Raw genomic sequence first — 16,315 nt, forward strand, 5'->3', positions numbered from 1 at the left:
GCTACACCTCGCTATTTTGGTGCAGCTGATCGTAACGCCCACTATCCGCAAGCGGCGGGTCTTTCAGTTGCAACGCCGTTTCTAATGTCGCTGGCTGTGGCGCTTCGTGTAACCGCGTCAGTACATTGAGAACATGCTCGGCACTGACTTGCCCCGTTTCCAGCATTAACTCAACGGCCACTTGCAACGTAGTGAGGCCATGCCGAGGAATACAGCCAAGCACTTTGGCCATGACTCGATCCCCGCCGTCATGTCGCAACAAGCGCCGTTGCAATTGTTGCAAATAGTCAGGCATTTCGCTGAATGGCGCGCCATTGCGCAATGCGCCTGGCTTCTTCTCAACCAAAGGAACGTAATGTTGCCAGTCATAAAAGATGCGGCGGCGATCAAAGCTACGCGGATGCTGTGTCACTGGATCTTGATCGGCATAGATGACGATGTGCGTTGGATAGAGTCGAATACTCACCATTTGATTGGCTAAATGGCACGGCACTGAATAGCGATTGCGCTGAAAGGTGATCAAACAGGTACTCGAAACCCGCGCTAAGATTTCGGTATAACCATCAAACGCACCTGGAAACGGCATCATCTGCACTTGTTCGTCTTGCAGCAACTCAGCCAAAGTGAGTTCTGGATAGTCGGGGTGATGCATCTCTTGCCATGCGGCGCGACAGCGCTCGGCGAGCCAGAGATTGAGCTCATCAAAGTTGGCGAACTGTACTTGCTGTGCCGCCTGCCAAATTTGCCGCCGCCGATCTTGCACGTTCTTCTCAACAATGCCTTTCTCCCAACCGGAAGCGACATTGCAGAAATCGGGATCAAACAAATAATGCGCCGTCATGGCATGAAAGCGCGCATTCACGACCCTTGATTTGCCTGGCAAGACTTTATCCACGGCGGTCTTCATGTTGTCGTAGATGCCGCGAGTCGGCACACCGCCCAGCATTTGAAACGCACGAGTATGTGCATCAAACAACATCTCGTGACTTTGGGTCGGATAGGCCATCAAGGCAAATGCACGACTAGCGCACAGTTTCAGATGCGCCAACAACACCTTGCGATGAATGCCGCCAATCAGCAGCGATTCCTCGCTCCAGTCGAATTGAAACGCTTCACCCAGTGCAAACTTGAGCGGTACAAAAGCGGATTTCAACGAGGGCCCCATGGTTTCTAAACGCCACTGGCGAATAAATGCGGTGACGCAGGAATAATCGCCATCAAAGCCAGCGAGAACGAGTTCTTGGAACAAGACTCTGGCCGTGCGACGGTCGCGTTTCGGGCGATGCAAATCGGTTTGTAATGCCTTGATGAGCTGCGCGTGAAACGGCGTGAGTTTGGTATTAACGGACTTGCGTTGATAACAGGGTTCAGTGCTGGACTCGGTACGAATCCATTTCTTGACGGTATTACGAGTGAGTGAAGTGCGTCGTGCAATCTCACTAATGGAGAGCCGATCGCGGAAATACATGCGGCGGACTTTAGCAAATGTGGCCATGGGGTAATCCCCCCACTTTTAAGCTCACTTAAAAGTAGAGGTCAGGCATGTAATGCCAGTTTTTGTTTCGGGGTGATGCCACCCAAACCCATGTGCGGGCGCTCGTTGTTGTAGCTCCAAAGCCATTGCGTGGCAACCTCTTGCACTTCAGCAAGACTTTCAAAGTCATCGCAAGCCAGCCATTCATGCCGCACGGTCCGATTATAGCGCTCGATATAGGCATTTTGCTGGGGATTGCCCGGCTGAATATACGCCAATTCAATTGAATGTTGTTCCGCCCAGTTTTTTAGCAACTGGCTAATATATTCAGGCCCATTATCTGAGCGAATCCGTTTTGGCTTGCCTCGCCATTCAATGATTTGATTCAAACTACGCACCACGCGCTCGGCCGGCAAAGAGAAATCAACATCAATCGCTAAACCCTCCCGATTAAAATCATCAATCACATTAAACAGGCGAATGCTGCGGCCATCGGCTAATTGATCGTGCATAAAATCCATCGACCACGTTTCATTGATTTTCTCAGGCACTGCTAATGGTGCTGGCGTTGCACGAATTAAGCGTTTATTAGGCTTAATTCGCAGATTTAATTCTAAATCGCAATAAATCCGGTAGACCCGTTTGTGATTCCAAGACTTTTTCTTGACGTTTCGTAGATGCAAAAAGCACAGACCAAAGCCCCATGTGCGATGAACTTGGGTAAGTTGCAGTAACGAATCGGCAATTTTTTCATTTTCTGCGTCTAGTTTTGCCACATAGCGATAACAAGTCGTGCTGATCATAAAGCTAGCGCAAGCTGCACGAATCGAAACGGCCTTTGATTCAACGGCCCAGCGCGCCATCTCACGCCGCTGAGATGGCTTCACCACTTTTTTGCCATGGCTTCCTTGATGATGTCTGCCTGCATTTGAGCTTCGATATACATCTTTTTAAGGCGCTTGTTTTCATCTTCCAGCTCTTTCATGCGCGTCATCATCGAGACGTCCATGCCGCCAAACTTAGCGCGCCACTTATAAAAAGAGGCCGAGCTCATGCCGTGTTCACGGCATAAATCAGGAACAGTGGAGCCGGCTTCGGCCTGCTTTAAAATCGCCATAATCTGGCTGTCAGAATAACGTGCTGCTTTCATGTAGAAGCTCCTCAAAGACTGCGAGAAAATTCTACTTAAAAATGAGCTGGTTTGGTGGGGGGATTACCATGGTAATCACCTTCAATTTCCTAGCTCGTTGAACGAGTTTGGAGATTAGTTACCCTGGTCAAAATTCACTGCGCAAAATGGCGTTTTGCTGGTTAATATTCAATGCGCCTCAACATACCTCTATCCTCTTTGGTTTCAAGAGTAGGTCAAAACTATTCAAGCAGAAACAACCAACTCAAAAAAGCATTCTCCGCCAATATAAATATAAATTAGTGACAATCTTCCAAGAAGCTACTTCAAACACCTACAACTCTGCGACATAGCCTATATCTCTCAACGCAATAGCCACTACTAGATCGCAGCTCACGCTGCGATCTAGTGCCATACGTGTTATGCCGTGCAAGTGCTGGCCTGCTCTAGTTCAAAACCACCCTTCATAATGAAGTCTTGCAGCAATTTATCGACTTTCATATTGATCTGAAATGTCGTAAAAATTGCGCCTTCGGTCTCTTCGAAATGGGCTTTGGCTTTAGCCTTATCGACGTAGCTTTTTAACGTATCTAAGCGCCCAAACTCATTGATATTGGCAGCAGTGATTCCAGCATTCATCATCCGGTTTAATTTGTCGGTAAACACGGCAATATCTGTCGTCTTACTCAGCAACTCAACAAGCTCGGTAATTTGCTCATTTTTTGCGTTAGCTAGATATTCAGTAATGTAATCTCGAAAGGTTTTGCCTTCTTCTAGCGTGGCATCACCGCGTTGCACATCATTCAGAAAAATATTGGCAAACTTCTGCTCTTCTTGGGTCAAGGTAGCAAAAGATTTATGTAGTTCATCCATTGTTTTTTGAATGTCTGCAGCACCTACACCATTCCGCTGAATCGTCTTCAGGTATTTTTCAAAGCGCGAATTCATGTAATCCGCGTCGATTTTTCCGGTATCGATTTCGGTTAAATGGCCTGATATATCAAACGGCACGTCACTAGTGCCGCCGCCCCCACCGCCGCCACTGGATAGTTCTTTGTAACGAAGCGCCAAGGCTAAATAAGTATTTTCATCAAGCTTTAGCGTGATTTCAATTGGGTGTTCAGCACTCGGGTAGCTTAATTTATCCCAAGTAAAACCTTGAACTTTGGCCGCTTCTAAATGCTGATTCAGCTGTGCAAACAGCTTGGCAAATTGACCGCATACCGATTTATCAGCGGGTAGTTTTTCAAAGTTAGCGACGCCTGCATTGCGAAATAACTCAGCAATGTCATCATAAAAGTCGTTAATTTTTTTCAAGTTGCTTGGCAATTTATCGACAAACAGCCCGATTGCTTTGTCACCTGAATACAGCTTGATCGCCTCTTCAATATAGCGTTCCATGCTGTGCGGGTAGCGGTAGTAGCGTATCGTGCCAAATGGTTTTTCGTGTTCTAGATACAGGCGATTGGTACGTGAAAAAGCTTGAATGATATTTTCATATCTCAATACCTTATCCAGATACAAGGTATTGAGCCATTTTGAATCAAAACCCGTGAGCATTTGATCCACCACAATCAACAAATCAATTTGTTGCTCTGGATCTTTTTCTAGGCGCAAGTAAGGACGTTTATGGGCGAGCCGAGCGGCAAGGTCTTTTTTAAATTGAGCATGACTGCCCAAGTTAAAATCCTGCCCATACTTCGCGTTATAGTCGGTGATAATTTCAACCAAACCGGCTTGTTTAAACGCAGGGCCATCTTCATAGTCACTGTCTTCATCAATATAGGGATCGAACAAGGCACTGATTTTCAATGTGGGCGCAGCTAGTTTTAAGTGGCGATAATACTCAATGGCTTCTTTAATGCTGCTGGTGGCAAAAATAGCGTGGAACTTGCTGTTTTGGCTTAGGTTCGTCCAATTGGCAACAATATCTTTAACCACTTCTTCTTGATGTGTGGCTTGGGTGTATTGCGACTTAGGCAATTCATCCTCAATGCCTTTCACATAAATGCCATTGTCTTCAAAGTAACCCGCCATAGTGACATCACGCATATAGCGGTTAAACACCGCCTTTTTCTTTGGGTCGGCCAAGGCTTCGCTTTCTGTTTTCGCTTTGGCTTTGTGCAGCGCCACAGCTGTTTTTAAATCTGTATCTGTATAAGTCATCACCTTGTACGGATCAAAGCCAAGTACATTTTTATCACGGATGCCATCGGCAATGCTGTAGCGGTGTAATTCATTACCAAACACGGTTGCTGTCGTATTGAGATTTTTTTGGTTTTCATCTTGAATCGGCGTGCCGGTAAAGCCAAAAAAGATCGCCGAAGGAAAGGTCTTTTTAATAGTGATCAGCATATCGCCAAAGGTCGAGCGATGCGCTTCATCCATAATAAAAACGATGCGCTGATTATTGATCAACGCAATATCATGGCTTTGTAAACTCACGCCATCGTCATTAGCCTCGGCGCTGATGTTACTCATTTTTTGAATTGAGCTAACAATCAAGGTATTCGCTGGATCGGTGCTTTTAAGTTTACTGATCAGCACGCCAGTATTTTCAGTCGCCTGTACTGTTTCACCCTCACCAGCAAAGCCTTTGTATTCTTGCAAGGATTGCACTCCCAGCTCGATTCGATCCATTAAAAAGATCACTTTATCAGCGTCTTTTGAATGAGCAATCAGCTGTGCTGATTTGAAGCTGGTCATCGTTTTGCCGGAGCCTGTGGTATGCCACACATAACCACCTAAACGATCTCGATCAGCCCAGTTGGTTTTGGAAACCTTGTCTGATATGGCGTTGGCCGCGTAATACTGATAACTACGCATCACCTTCAGCACACCATCAGAATGATCAGCCACGGTGTAAAAACCAATCAATTGGTGCGCCATCGGAATAGACAGAAAACGCGATGCGATCCCTTTCCAATCATTCACTGGCTCGTTATCAAAATCAGCCCAATGAAAGTAAAAATCTTTGTTAAATCGGCCATCCATGCCAGGGTTGGCAAAGTAAACCATCTCAGACGGTTCCATAGCTACAAATACCTGAACCAAGGCAAACAGACCAGTAAATACGCTCTCAGCAGAATATTTTACGATTTGGTTATAAGCATTACTTACCGGCTTACCGCTGCGCTTGAGTTCGATATGAATCAAGGGCATGCCGTTAATCAGTAACAGCAGATCACCACGGCGGTCATTTAGGATTTTGGACGATTTAGCAAACTTGGGTTGCTGCACAATTTGGTAGCGGCTTTGCCCTGCGGCAATTTCGTGACGGTCGTAGATTTTTAGGCTAATTTCTTTGCCAAAATGTAATGGGTCTTTCGGGTTGTCGCGGGTAATCGATACGGTTTTGCCATTGATAAAACCATTGAGCTTGAGCGGTGTTTTTAGCTCGCGAATTTGCTCAACAATTTGCTGCATTTCGCTATCAGTCAACGGCACATCATTTAGTCGGTCGATATCGCGGTTGTTCTGAAATAGAATATCTGCCCAGTTTTGCAGCAAATCCGCTTCAGTCGGATTTCTTAAGACTTGATCTTCCCAACCTTTGTTTTTTAACTCATTGATTAAGGCGGTTTCAAAAGCGGCTTCGGTAGTAAAGGTCATGCTTGGTCACCTTCATCTTCGGTTTTGTAGAGGGTGCAGCCCTCGTAGTAATAGCTGGCATCAATGCCTTTCATATAAACTTCGGCATTATTGATTTGATCACTCAGCGCTTGCTGTAAAAAATATTTGATTTCAATGTCTTTTACATGGCTGCGCTCCATCTCCATTAAACAATCATCTTTATCAGCTTATGGGCTTGTGCTTTACTAAATTTTTCTTCAACGCGAGCCAGCTCGACTACATCGGTGATGCAAAGTTTATTTTCTAAGGTCATTCGTATGCTCCATCGCTTTCAGGGTATGGCTCAAATAGACTTTACGCTTCATTGCGGCGCAAGCCATACATCATGGGTATTTGATTGTAGCAACTTAAAAAAAAGCCCCGCAATCAAATACCCTACTTAACGCAATCCAACTTAAGTTAAACAAACATTTTCTCCAAGCAGGCTTGCTTGACGCTATTGAGTTTATTTATTTGAGCTTGATGTTGGTTAATTAATGCATCTAGCTGCTGAAAATAATGACCAATATTTTCTTGTTCCTTTTCTGATGACGGAGTAGGAATTATCACCTTAGAAATTTCATTCATATTTATTTTTTTTGGAAATGCAATATGTAAAGTTCTGTGCCAAATATCTTTCCTTACCCGTTCTGAAGCTATGCTGCTCTTTAAGAAATATGGATCAAGCACTTTATGCTTCAATAAAGCTAATGTCACGTAATAAGCTTTCGGCTCATCTGAATCAACCACATTTGCCGTTCCAACATCTCCAATACGTGTCATTAACACATCGTTTTTCTTTGGAAAAACTTTGAATCCTTTCTCAAAATCCTCGTTTGAAATATATTTATTTGACTTCAAATCTTTAATATTTTCGACAGAAAGAAACATTACACCAGAACTTGTATATTTAGGTGTTTGGTGTGTTCCGTCATATAAATCAGCAACATCCGCTAACGCCTGATCTTCCCATTCCCCACTAAACCCCTTAAATCGAATCTCTGGCTCCTTTTTACCTTGCTTAGGAAACATCTTTTCGAGCAGGGATATTTTAAGGCTTAACAATTTATCGTGCTTTTGCTGATGCTGGGCAACTAACGTGTCTATCTTTTGAAAAAAACGGCCTATTTCTTTTTGCTCTTCAGATTTAGGTTTAATTATTTCAATACTTAAAAACTCACCATTTCTAATGTGAACTTGAGTTGAACCATTTTTTTCACTAGAAATTATTTTTCTAAATACTTCACTATTCGAATATGAAATTAAAAAATATTCATCGATACCATCTTCAAGATCTATCTTATAAACGCCCTGCGGCATTAAAAAATCTTCTTTAGGGGTTTTAACCTTTACGATTCTTCCCATATTGGGAGCTGTAGGGACTAGATCACGTAAAGATGTTACCAAATCTCCAGAGGAAACTTTACTTGAAATATTCTTTTCATAAAAATCAAGTGATACATACTTGCTGCCAGACAACTCTGCTATTCCCGTAGAATTAACAGCTCCTTTTGGAATTGTCCTTATTCCTTTATCTTGGTAATCACTCGGTGCAATAGAAGCACCGCCGGACAAGTTAGCTACAATATCCTTGAATTTTTTTTCTTCCCATTCCCCACTAAATCCTTTGAAACGAATCGCAGGCACTAAATTTTCTGCGCTCATCTTACTTGCCCACCAAAAACGCTTTTAATTCGGCCAAGCCTTGCTGGTCAAACTCGTTGCCTGTCAGTTCGTCGATTAAACCAGCTAGTAGCTGCTCGGTTTGTTTAATCTCTTTAGCGACGTCGGCATAAGTGGCGGCGTATTTATCGGCCAGGGTTTGTACTTGGCGGCTGAGCTGCTGGATCAAGTTGCTAGGCAACTGGCTTAACTCGCTCAGCAAAGGTGTAATCCATTTCAGTTCGAGCAAGTGATTCACCTGATCGTCGCTTAACTGTTCAATCGTGGCCTTGGTCTTAAGGTGTAGAGCTTCAGCGGCGTCTTTAACTGCTTTTTTCAGTGTTTTCTCTTGGTTGATCAAGAAATCCACTTTGATGATTTTTGCTTCGTAGCTCTCTTCATCAAAAACTTTGGCGGTTTTTGCCGCTGCTTTGAGATCTGCTTTCAGACGCTTGGCGGCTTTGGTCACGGCGGCATTAACAAAGCCATCACCATTATCGTTAACAGTGTCGAAAGATTTTTCTTCTTCGGAAAGCGAATCGAGAACACCTTCAATTTCCGCGCTGATTTCAGCGAGGCGGTTTTCTTGTCGCTGTAGCGCTTGTAGATCGTCGTTTAAGTAGGTGGTTTGCACCAAGGCAAACGGCATGATGTGACCAATCCAACCATCTTGAATTTCTGCTTCTACGCCTTTGACCTTTTTGATGACCATATTTGGGTCAACCTGCTTGCAAGCAGCAAAGCCTTCGGTTTGCATCATTTCCAAATCAGCGGCGATGTTTTGCCAGTGGTTATTGAGCAGTTGGTAGGCTTGGTATGATTGATTAAGGCAACGCCATTAAGTGCCGTATTGGCTAAACGCGCAACAAGCGCGTGGCTCAAAAGGCTTTCTTGTTTAGCGATACTGACTGCTTGCCATTGCGTAATCAGTTCGGTTTTTAGATCAGTATCAAAACCTGCAAACGCGTTGATATAGGTCTGCGCAAAGGCTTTCACTTCGCTGTGTTGCGTGATGGTAGCTTTGACGTCACTGGCGGCAATGGCCAGCTGGGCATAGTGGCTGTTTGTGTTACTGAATAAAGCAACGCGTAATGCCGGAAAGGCTTGCCAATAGCGTTCAAGTTGATTGATTTCGCTCACAGGAATACCGCCCAGCATGGTGGCGTGTAAATCCCAGCTTTCAGCGGCTTCGGCAGAATCAACGTAACGCGGAATATTCAGGTTGTAGTCGTTCTGGCGCAGTGTTTCTTTGCTAACCACCTGTGAGAACTTTGGATTGTTGCTGCGATGAATTATTGCATCGGTAATGCGTTTGATGTCTGAGGCTTGCAGCTTATTGTTTTTACCCACTTTGATGAAGTGCTTAGACGCATCGACGATGAGCACATCGGTCGGCTCACGTTTTTGGCGGAGTACCATAATCACGGTAGGAATGCCGGTGCCAAAAAAGATATTGGCAGGCAAGCCAATAATGGCATCAATGTGGTTTTGTTCAATCAGTTGCTTGCGGATTGCCCCCTCTTCACCGCCACGGAATAACACGCCATGGGGTAAGACAATCGCCATGATGCCGTCGGGTTTGAGATGGTAAAGATCGTGCAGCAAAAAAGCATAGTCGGCTTTGGTTTTAGGCGCTAATCCAAAGCGCGAGTAACGCGGATCGTTTTCTTTGTGATCAGAATCCCATTGCTGTGAATACGGTGGATTGGAAACCACGGCATCAACATACAAGGGGTCGTAATCCGTTGGGTTATTCTCATCGAAGTAAGGCCAATCGTCTTCGAGTGTGTCGCCATTGCGGGTAATGATATTGTTGGGTTTAATACCGCGCATGACTAAGTTCATACGCGTTAAATTGTAGGTATTGGCTTTGAGTTCTTGCGCAAAGTATTTAATTTTGTTGTCGCCATCAATGTATTTGGCGACGCAATTACCGATATTGATCAGCAATGAGCCTGAGCCACTGGTCGGGTCATAAATCTCGATTTTTTCTTTATCTTTAACGTGATGCGCAATGATCTCGGACATCAATAGCGAGACTTCATGCGGCGTATAAAACTCACCGGCTTTTTTACCGGCATTGGCTGCAAATTTTTCAATCAGGTATTCGTAGATATACCCCAGCACGTCGTAGTCTTGCTTGCCATCCATAGGGATGACTTTGATCAGTTGCAGCAAGTCACTGATGGCTTTGGTTTGCTTGGCGGCGCTCTCACCTAATTTACTTAAGCCAGTTTGCAGCGTATTGAAAATGCCGTCGAATAGTTTTTTGTGGTTCTCGTGGATCAGACGCTCAAACGCAGATAAGGCATCACGCACATTCGAAACATCAAAATCACTGCCTTTAGCCAGCCAAGTAGAAAACAAATTATCGTAGGCAATAAAGTAACCCAACTTTTCGCTGATGTAGGCAACAATTTTTTCTTGCCCCTCACTCTCACTCAGTGCTGAGATTTCAGCATCGGACATGCCTTCCTGCTTGGCGAATTGGACGAGCTGATCAGACAGGTATTTGTAGAAGATAAACCCCAAAATGTAGTCTTTGTATTCATTGGCTTCAATTTTTGAGCGCATCTGATTAGCAGACTCCCAAATTTTGGCTGCTAACTGTTGTTTATTCAAAATACATTTCCTTTTCGTATTCTTGTGGGGCTAAGCCATCACAGCCGTACGCGGCTAGGCGTCGGCGGCTTTAACAGCGATGGTTGTTTTATACTGATCTTGTTGAGTCGCAATCCACAACTCTAACTCTGAGCGTTTGAAACGCCAGGAATTACCCACCTTAAACGCGGGGATTTCCGAATTACCGGCAAGCCGGTAAATCGTTCGCTCATTCACTTTCAAATAGTCAGCAACTTGCTTAATCGTTAGGATTTCATCAGTCACAGCGCCTCCTTGCCTAAACGTAATGTGCCACCGAAGGGACTGGATGTCGAAGAAGTACAATGGATTACATTGTACGCTGACCATAGAAAAATTGAACGACAACTGCGTGTAATTATTCATGCCGAATCTGACTCAAGTTTTCCAAACAAACTCATCGAACGTCGATACTCGGCTTGCTAATTTAGTGTCAAAATCAGGTATCCGCTCATCATCACACAGCTCGTACCCCAATTTACAGACCTCGCACAATGTGGAACCTATATGCAAAAAAATATTTCATTTGATACACGCGATGAGTACCAGCGCCGTCCAATCGCAGAAAAGATAATTCAACTACTTGCTTCTGATATCGTAGTTTCACCAATGATCATTGATGGCAGTTGGGGTACAGGGAAAACTGAGTTCTGCCAAAAGTTAATCACATTGGTCGAAAGTAATAATGAAATAGCACCGTTTCTACCTGTCTATATTGATGCATTTCGGTAAGGGCTTAGCCGTTCCACCTCAATTATCGTTTTAATTCAGGCATGCTGCGCTTTTGATTTTTTGGAGCGCAGCATGGGACGGTGGATTGATGCTTTGCAATGGGTTCAACGTTGGCAGACTAGTGGTTTAACTCAAGCCGAGTTTGTCCGAGTGCACCAGCTTAAACGCACTACTTTTTCCAGTTGGCTGCGCCGTAGCCGCCTCGAATCTGCCGACGCATCTTCAGCTGCAATCACCGAACCGCAGATCGCTCCGAAACCATCGGCTTCAAGCATCGTGCCCGCACAATGGCCCGCACCCGTTGCGGCGCAGTTGCAGTTGAATTTCCCCTCCGGCGTGACCCTGACTTTGCCTGCGGCGACCGATCCGGCTTGGGTCGCGGCGTTATTGCGCGGTTTGGCATGATGCCGCCATTCACTTCGCTGCAATTGGTCGTCGAACCGGTCGATATGCGCCTTGGCATCGAGGGTTTGTCGGCCAAGATTCACGCCTGTTTGCAGCGTTCACCCGTCGAAGGTGCAGCGTATGCGTTTCGCAATCAGCGCAGCAATCGCCTCAAAGTGTTGCTGTGGGATCGCTCTGGCGTCTGGTTGGCGCAACGGCGTTTGCATCACGGTCGATTTATTTGGCCACAATCGGGCGATGCTGTGTTTACGCTGGATGCGGCGCAGTGGCAATGGTTGGTGAGCGGTGTCGACTGGCAGCGATTAGCGCCGCCACCGCTGCCAGAATATGTCTACTAATTCACGCTGCGGATGGATAAAATAGTTGTCGCAGTATTACCCTATAAATCATGAAGGATATGATTTGTATGGCAATACCCAGTAAAATCAAAGCATGGATCTCGCTCAAGAACTCGCCAATTCAAACCTACCCGCCGCAGTCCGCGCGGCGATTTTGGCGCAGTCGGTACTCCTTGCTCAGCATACTGAATTAGTCACTCAGCAAGATCAACAACTCAAACAATACGTCTCCGACATCCAAAATAAAACGCAAACCATCGAAGCGCTAACGATGGAATTGGCCTATCTGCGCCGCATGCGTTATGGCGCTAAGACCGAAGTGATGAATCGCGAGCAGCGAGATTTGTTTGAAGAAGCCCTCGATGCCGATATGGCGGCGCTGGAAGCCAAACTCGCCGCCGAGCAAGCCAACAACACCCCCGAGGTCAGCGATAAAAAGCCACGCATTCGCGCAGGTCGCCAAGCCTTACCGGCGCATTTGCCGCGTACCGATATGGTTCACGAGCCTGAATCATGCAGTTGCGGCCAATGTGGTCAGGGTTTAGTTAAAGTCGGCGAAGACATCAGCGAGCAACTGCATGTGCAACCGGCGGTGTTTAGCGTGTTGCGCCACATTCGCCCGCAATACGCTTGCCGCAGCTGCCAAACGATGAGCGCTGCGCCGATTCCGGCGGCGATCATCAATGGCGGTTTACCCACTGCGGCCACTTTGGCGTGGGTGATGGTCAGCAAATACATTGATCATTTACCGCTGTATCGGCTACGACAAATCGCTGAACGCAGCGAAGTGCCGTTAGCGGAAACCACGCTGGCCAGCTGGGTAGGCACCGTTGGCTGGTGGTTGCAGCCATTGGCGGATCGATTGCGTGAACGATTGAAAGGCGAAACGGTGCTGCATGCCGATGAAACGCCAGTCAAACAGCTTGATCCGGGCAAAGGCAAAACCAAAACCGCGTATTTATGGGCGTATCGCAATACGCCTTTGAGTGGCAGTGCGCCGATCATTTTGTTCGACTATCAAGGTGGTCGCTCGGGTCAACACGTCCGAGATTTCCTCGCCGATTGGCAAGGTCAATTGATGGTCGACGACTATGGCGGCTACAAAGCGCTGTTCAAAACCGGCGTGATTGAGCTGGGCTGCTGGGCGCACGCACGGCGCAAATTCTTCGAATTGCATCAAGCCAACGGCAGCCCGATTGCCGCAGAGGCACTGCGTCGAATTGGCGAATTGTATGCACTAGAAGCGCAGGCCAAAGATTTAAACCCCGAACAACGCCGAGCGCTACGGCAGCAACAAGCGCAACCTAAACTGCTCGAATTCAAAATTTGGCTGGATGAAACCGGTAGCAAAGTTGCGCCCAATAGCGCACTCGCGAAAGCGATCATTTACAGCCAACGGCGTTGGACGGCGCTTGAACGCTACGCCCAAAGCGGCATCGCGCCAATCGATAACAATCCGGTCGAAAACAGCATTCGGCCGATTGCGATTGGCAAAAAGAACTGGTTATTTGCGGGGAGCGAGCGCGCCGGTCAACGCGCTGCCGCAATTCAAACGCTACTGGGCACCGCCAAACTCAACGACCTTGACCCGATGGCCTGGCTCACCGACACCCTAGAAAAGCTCCCCACTTGGCCGAACAGCCGCATCGACGAATTATTACCGCTAAGAGCGCTAGCAGAAACTTAAGCGTCAAGGCGGTGGAGCGGCTGAGCGCTTACGCATTTCGTGCTGATCATGCTGATCAGCCATTAATGACCCTACTAGCGGCCATTCTGTCTCTGTTGCCAGAGACAGAAAGACCCGCTTTAATCAGCAAGGCACTACCCGCATTACGCTTCGGGATGAAAACCGCCGGTAAGGCATTGATTGGCTGGGCGCTCAAACAAGATGCAGTGGAACTTGGAGAGGACTTGGAAGATGCTCTGAAAACGACAGGAGAAACTATTGTAGACAAAACAACAGAATCTTTACTTCAAGATCACATGAAGGCAGAGCAAAGCATACGCACTCTGCAAGACGCACTTGCTGCAATAGCTGCTGATAAACCCATCGTCCTATTCATTGACGAACTAGATCGTTGTCGCCCTGACTTTGCTCTATCAATGCTGGAAATAATCAAACATATTTTTGACATTGATGGGGTGCAATTTGTGTTAATCACGAACACTCAGCAATTAAAGGCCGCAATCAATCATTGCTATGGCAACGAGGTCGATGCACAGTGAATCGCACCGGGTTTCGCGGAGGCACTAACTCTTGAGAGAATAGTGCCATGAAAAAATCTACCCCATTTTCCCCTGAAGTCCGCGAGCGGGCCGTTCGCATGGTCATTGAGCACCTTGCCGAATATCCATCTGAATGGGCAACCCTCGTTTCCATCGCCAGCAAAATAGGCTGCACACCCGAAACGCTGCGCACCTGGTGTCGTCGACAAGGTGGCGATAGCGTTCAAGCCAACAAAAACTCCGCAGAGAGCGAACGCATCAAAGCCTTAGAGCGCGAAGTGCGCGAGCTTAAAAAGGCCAATGAAATTCTGCGCCTGGCCAGCGCGTATTTCGCACAGGCGGAGCTCGACCGCCGCTTGAAATCGTAAGAGGATTCATCGATACCCACCGTGAGCAGCACGGGGTCGAGCCGATCTGCAAGCTATTACAGGTCGCTCCGTCTGCTTATCGACGGTATGCCGCTCGGTTGCGTAATCCCGCATTGCGTTGCCAGCGCGCCATTCGTGACGAGCAACTGAGCGGTGAAGTTACGCGCGTCTGGCAAGAGAATCACCAGGTGTATGGTGCCGTCAAAGCCTGGCGGCAACTCAAGCGCGATGGGCATCTTGTCGCGCGGTGTACCGTTGAGCGTTTGATGCGCAGCCTCGGTTTGCGCGGCATATCGCGTGGTAAAACGGTGCGCACCACACGTCCAGACCCTGCTGTTGCGTGCCCGCTTGACCATGTAAACCGACAATTCGTGGCTGAACGACCAAACCAGCTCTGGGTGTCGGATTTTACCTATGTGTCGACTTGGCAGGGCTTTGTGTATGTGGCGTTTGTGATTGATGTCTTCGCTCGTTATATCGTGGGCTGGCGAGTTAGTCGCAACATGCAAACCGAGTTTGTGCTGGATGCATTGGAGCAAGCCCTTTGGGCGCGCCAGCCAGAGCGCGAAGCATTGATTCATCACAGCGACCGTGGCTCGCAATACGTTTCGATTCGCTATACCGAGCGATTAACCGAAGCGGGTATCGAGCCATCAGTGGGCACGACTGGTGATAGCTACGACAATGCGCTGGCCGAGACGATTAACGGACTCTACAAAACTGAAGTGATTCATCGTTTGGGTCCTTGGAAAAGTTTAGAATCTGTGGAGATAGCGACATTAGAATGGGTTTCGTGGTTCAATCAGCATCGTTTGCTTGGGTCGATTGGCCACATTCCACCTGCGGAAGCAGAAGCAAATTATTATCGTAATCAAAGCGAGCAGGCCATGTTGGTCTGACTCAAACCAAACAGCCTCCGCGAAACCCGGTGCGATTCACAGCGCTACCTCGACAAATTTATCGCTTTCAGCTTCAGGCTACCAGCTGAACATAAAGACCCATATCGAGTTGATAAAGGTTTGGCTGCGCAAACCCATTTTGTAAACTTGGTACTAGGCAGTAAATTGCTGCAGGACAGCGGGATAGCTGAAGATGGCGTCCTGAATGTAGTTAAAAGTCTCATTACGGCTCGTGAACAGTCACTTCGCGAAGTAGAAACGTTTGTCAAATATTTAGAAATATATCAGGTACTCACCAATAACAGGGGGTTAGGCAACAAGGATAGCAAAATTATTTTCGGTTACCTATTGCTATATGTTTACGCGATTTATTGTGCTTGCTTCCTTCTTGCGCTAGCCCAGAGTTTTCTAAAGGGGTCATATTCACCAGAGGCTGTTGCTCAATCGTTAGGTCATTTTAATTTTGAAGATTTTGCAAGCGACTTGCCGTTTGGATCTCAGGCTCTATTAGCCATGTTAGTGATCGATGCGCCTAATACCCCTAATGCGTTCCGCAGTATGGATGACAAAATCAAAAAAAGGTGGGGCGAAATAACTACAGGGGCATTTGAGAGCGGTTTTTATCGGTTGAGTGATAATTATAGGGTTGATGTTATTAACAATACTCTTCGCACCTTATCAATGGGAAGTTCCAAATAAATCTCTCAATCACTATGCGACTGCGGTTGGATCCCGTGACCCATGTTGTCGATAAACTAGCTTAGGCAGTGGGTCGGGGGTCTTCAAGTTGCTAGATAAGTACGGTCGCCTCACTCAGTTTGAATGATGGC

Annotated in this window: 15 protein-coding genes and 1 other annotated feature; of the genes, 7 read left to right on the forward strand and 8 right to left on the reverse strand. The window is 46.8% G+C overall.

Going from position 1 to position 16,315, the window contains the following annotated elements; genetic code table 11:
- Window position 1: 1 nt before the first annotated feature.
- The 8 genes from istA to K4H25_RS11310 all read right to left on the reverse strand — a co-directional run bounded on the left by istA (window position 2) and on the right by K4H25_RS11310 (window position 10,763).
- Window positions 2-1,495 (reverse strand): IS21 family transposase, encoded by a 1,494-nt coding sequence (gene istA / locus K4H25_RS11280; RefSeq protein WP_221020599.1) that lies wholly within the window; start codon window positions 1,493-1,495, stop codon window positions 2-4.
- Window positions 1,496-1,536: 41 nt separating this feature from the next.
- Window positions 1,537-2,624 (reverse strand): IS3 family transposase gene (locus K4H25_RS11285; RefSeq protein WP_221020586.1). Its coding sequence is split into 2 segments (ribosomal slippage): window positions 1,537-2,372 and window positions 2,372-2,624, totalling 1,089 coding nucleotides; the frame shifts between segments, so codons are not numbered across the junction.
- 399 nt (window positions 2,625-3,023) lie between these two features.
- Window positions 3,024-6,215 carry a type I restriction endonuclease subunit R gene (locus tag K4H25_RS11290; RefSeq protein ID WP_221020600.1) on the reverse strand — a complete coding sequence of 1,064 codons (3,192 nt, stop codon included), beginning with the start codon at window positions 6,213-6,215 and terminating at the stop codon, window positions 3,024-3,026.
- The gene (locus tag K4H25_RS11295) at window positions 6,212-6,376 is read right to left on the reverse strand and encodes a hypothetical protein (RefSeq protein ID WP_221020601.1); all 165 of its coding nucleotides are present in this window, start codon (window positions 6,374-6,376) and stop codon (window positions 6,212-6,214) included. The genes K4H25_RS11290 and K4H25_RS11295 overlap by 4 nt, the downstream gene beginning before the upstream one ends.
- A 259-nt stretch (window positions 6,377-6,635) precedes the next feature.
- On the reverse strand, window positions 6,636-7,880 hold the full coding sequence (locus K4H25_RS11300; RefSeq protein ID WP_221020602.1) for a restriction endonuclease subunit S: 1,245 nt from the start codon (window positions 7,878-7,880) through the stop codon (window positions 6,636-6,638).
- A 1-nt stretch (window position 7,881) separates the two neighbouring features.
- Window positions 7,882-8,637, reverse strand: a complete 756-nt coding sequence (locus tag K4H25_RS16955; RefSeq protein ID WP_255587565.1) for a hypothetical protein — start codon at window positions 8,635-8,637, stop codon at window positions 7,882-7,884.
- On the reverse strand, window positions 8,634-10,499 hold the full coding sequence (locus K4H25_RS11305) for a type I restriction-modification system subunit M (protein ID WP_255587566.1): 1,866 nt from the start codon (window positions 10,497-10,499) through the stop codon (window positions 8,634-8,636). The genes K4H25_RS16955 and K4H25_RS11305 overlap by 4 nt, the downstream gene beginning before the upstream one ends.
- Before the next feature lie 54 nt (window positions 10,500-10,553).
- Window positions 10,554-10,763 carry a helix-turn-helix domain-containing protein gene (locus tag K4H25_RS11310; RefSeq protein ID WP_255587567.1) on the reverse strand — a complete coding sequence of 70 codons (210 nt, stop codon included), beginning with the start codon at window positions 10,761-10,763 and terminating at the stop codon, window positions 10,554-10,556.
- A gap of 261 nt (window positions 10,764-11,024) precedes the next feature.
- Between K4H25_RS11310 and K4H25_RS11315 the strand changes: the two genes are divergently transcribed.
- The 7 genes from K4H25_RS11315 to K4H25_RS11345 all read left to right on the forward strand — a co-directional run bounded on the left by K4H25_RS11315 (window position 11,025) and on the right by K4H25_RS11345 (window position 16,184).
- Window positions 11,025-11,249, forward strand: coding sequence for a P-loop NTPase fold protein (locus K4H25_RS11315; RefSeq protein ID WP_221020603.1), 225 nt, complete (start codon window positions 11,025-11,027; stop codon window positions 11,247-11,249).
- Between the two features lie 72 nt (window positions 11,250-11,321).
- Complete coding sequence (gene tnpA / locus K4H25_RS11320) at window positions 11,322-11,654, forward strand: IS66 family insertion sequence element accessory protein TnpA (RefSeq protein WP_221020359.1); 333 nt, start codon at window positions 11,322-11,324, stop codon at window positions 11,652-11,654.
- Window positions 11,651-11,992, forward strand: a complete 342-nt coding sequence (tnpB, locus tag K4H25_RS11325) for an IS66 family insertion sequence element accessory protein TnpB (protein WP_221020360.1) — start codon at window positions 11,651-11,653, stop codon at window positions 11,990-11,992. The genes tnpA and tnpB overlap by 4 nt, the downstream gene beginning before the upstream one ends.
- Window positions 11,993-12,086: 94 nt before the next feature.
- Entirely contained in the window at window positions 12,087-13,679 is a 1,593-nt protein-coding gene (gene tnpC, locus K4H25_RS11330; RefSeq protein WP_221020604.1) for an IS66 family transposase, read from the forward strand.
- A complete protein-coding gene (locus K4H25_RS11335; protein ID WP_221020605.1) occupies window positions 13,622-14,218 on the forward strand; it encodes a KAP family P-loop NTPase fold protein in 597 nt (198 codons plus the stop codon). The genes tnpC and K4H25_RS11335 overlap by 58 nt, the downstream gene beginning before the upstream one ends.
- A 47-nt stretch (window positions 14,219-14,265) precedes the next feature.
- Window positions 14,266-15,485 (forward strand): IS3 family transposase gene (locus tag K4H25_RS11340; RefSeq protein WP_374706346.1). Its coding sequence is split into 2 segments (ribosomal slippage): window positions 14,266-14,545 and window positions 14,545-15,485, totalling 1,221 coding nucleotides; the frame shifts between segments, so codons are not numbered across the junction.
- Window positions 14,541-14,657 (forward strand) — a sequence feature (AL1L pseudoknot). It overlaps the preceding gene by 117 nt.
- A 120-nt stretch (window positions 15,486-15,605) precedes the next feature.
- Window positions 15,606-16,184, forward strand: a complete 579-nt coding sequence (locus K4H25_RS11345) for a hypothetical protein (RefSeq protein ID WP_221020607.1) — start codon at window positions 15,606-15,608, stop codon at window positions 16,182-16,184.
- Window positions 16,185-16,315: the final 131 nt, after the last annotated feature.

The sequence above is a fragment of the Deefgea piscis genome (assembly GCF_019665785.1).
Taxonomy (GTDB): Bacteria; Pseudomonadota; Gammaproteobacteria; order Burkholderiales; family Chitinibacteraceae; genus Deefgea.

Bases quoted from the DNA above. Each gene is read 5' to 3' on its own strand.
- K4H25_RS16955 (WP_255587565.1), bottom strand. From the start codon at position 8,637: ATGATGCAAACCGAAGGCTTTGCTGCTTGCAAGCAGGTTGACCCAAAT.
- tnpB (WP_221020360.1), top strand. From the start codon at position 11,651: ATGATGCCGCCATTCACTTCGCTGCAATTGGTCGTCGAACCGGTCGAT.
- K4H25_RS11315 (WP_221020603.1), top strand. From the start codon at position 11,025: ATGCAAAAAAATATTTCATTTGATACACGCGATGAGTACCAGCGCCGT.
- K4H25_RS11300 (WP_221020602.1), bottom strand. From the start codon at position 7,880: ATGAGCGCAGAAAATTTAGTGCCTGCGATTCGTTTCAAAGGATTTAGT.
- K4H25_RS11290 (WP_221020600.1), bottom strand. From the start codon at position 6,215: ATGACCTTTACTACCGAAGCCGCTTTTGAAACCGCCTTAATCAATGAG.
- tnpC (WP_221020604.1), top strand. From the start codon at position 12,087: ATGGATCTCGCTCAAGAACTCGCCAATTCAAACCTACCCGCCGCAGTC.
- istA (WP_221020599.1), bottom strand. From the start codon at position 1,495: ATGGCCACATTTGCTAAAGTCCGCCGCATGTATTTCCGCGATCGGCTC.
- K4H25_RS11295 (WP_221020601.1), bottom strand. From the start codon at position 6,376: ATGGAGCGCAGCCATGTAAAAGACATTGAAATCAAATATTTTTTACAG.
- tnpA (WP_221020359.1), top strand. From the start codon at position 11,322: ATGGGACGGTGGATTGATGCTTTGCAATGGGTTCAACGTTGGCAGACT.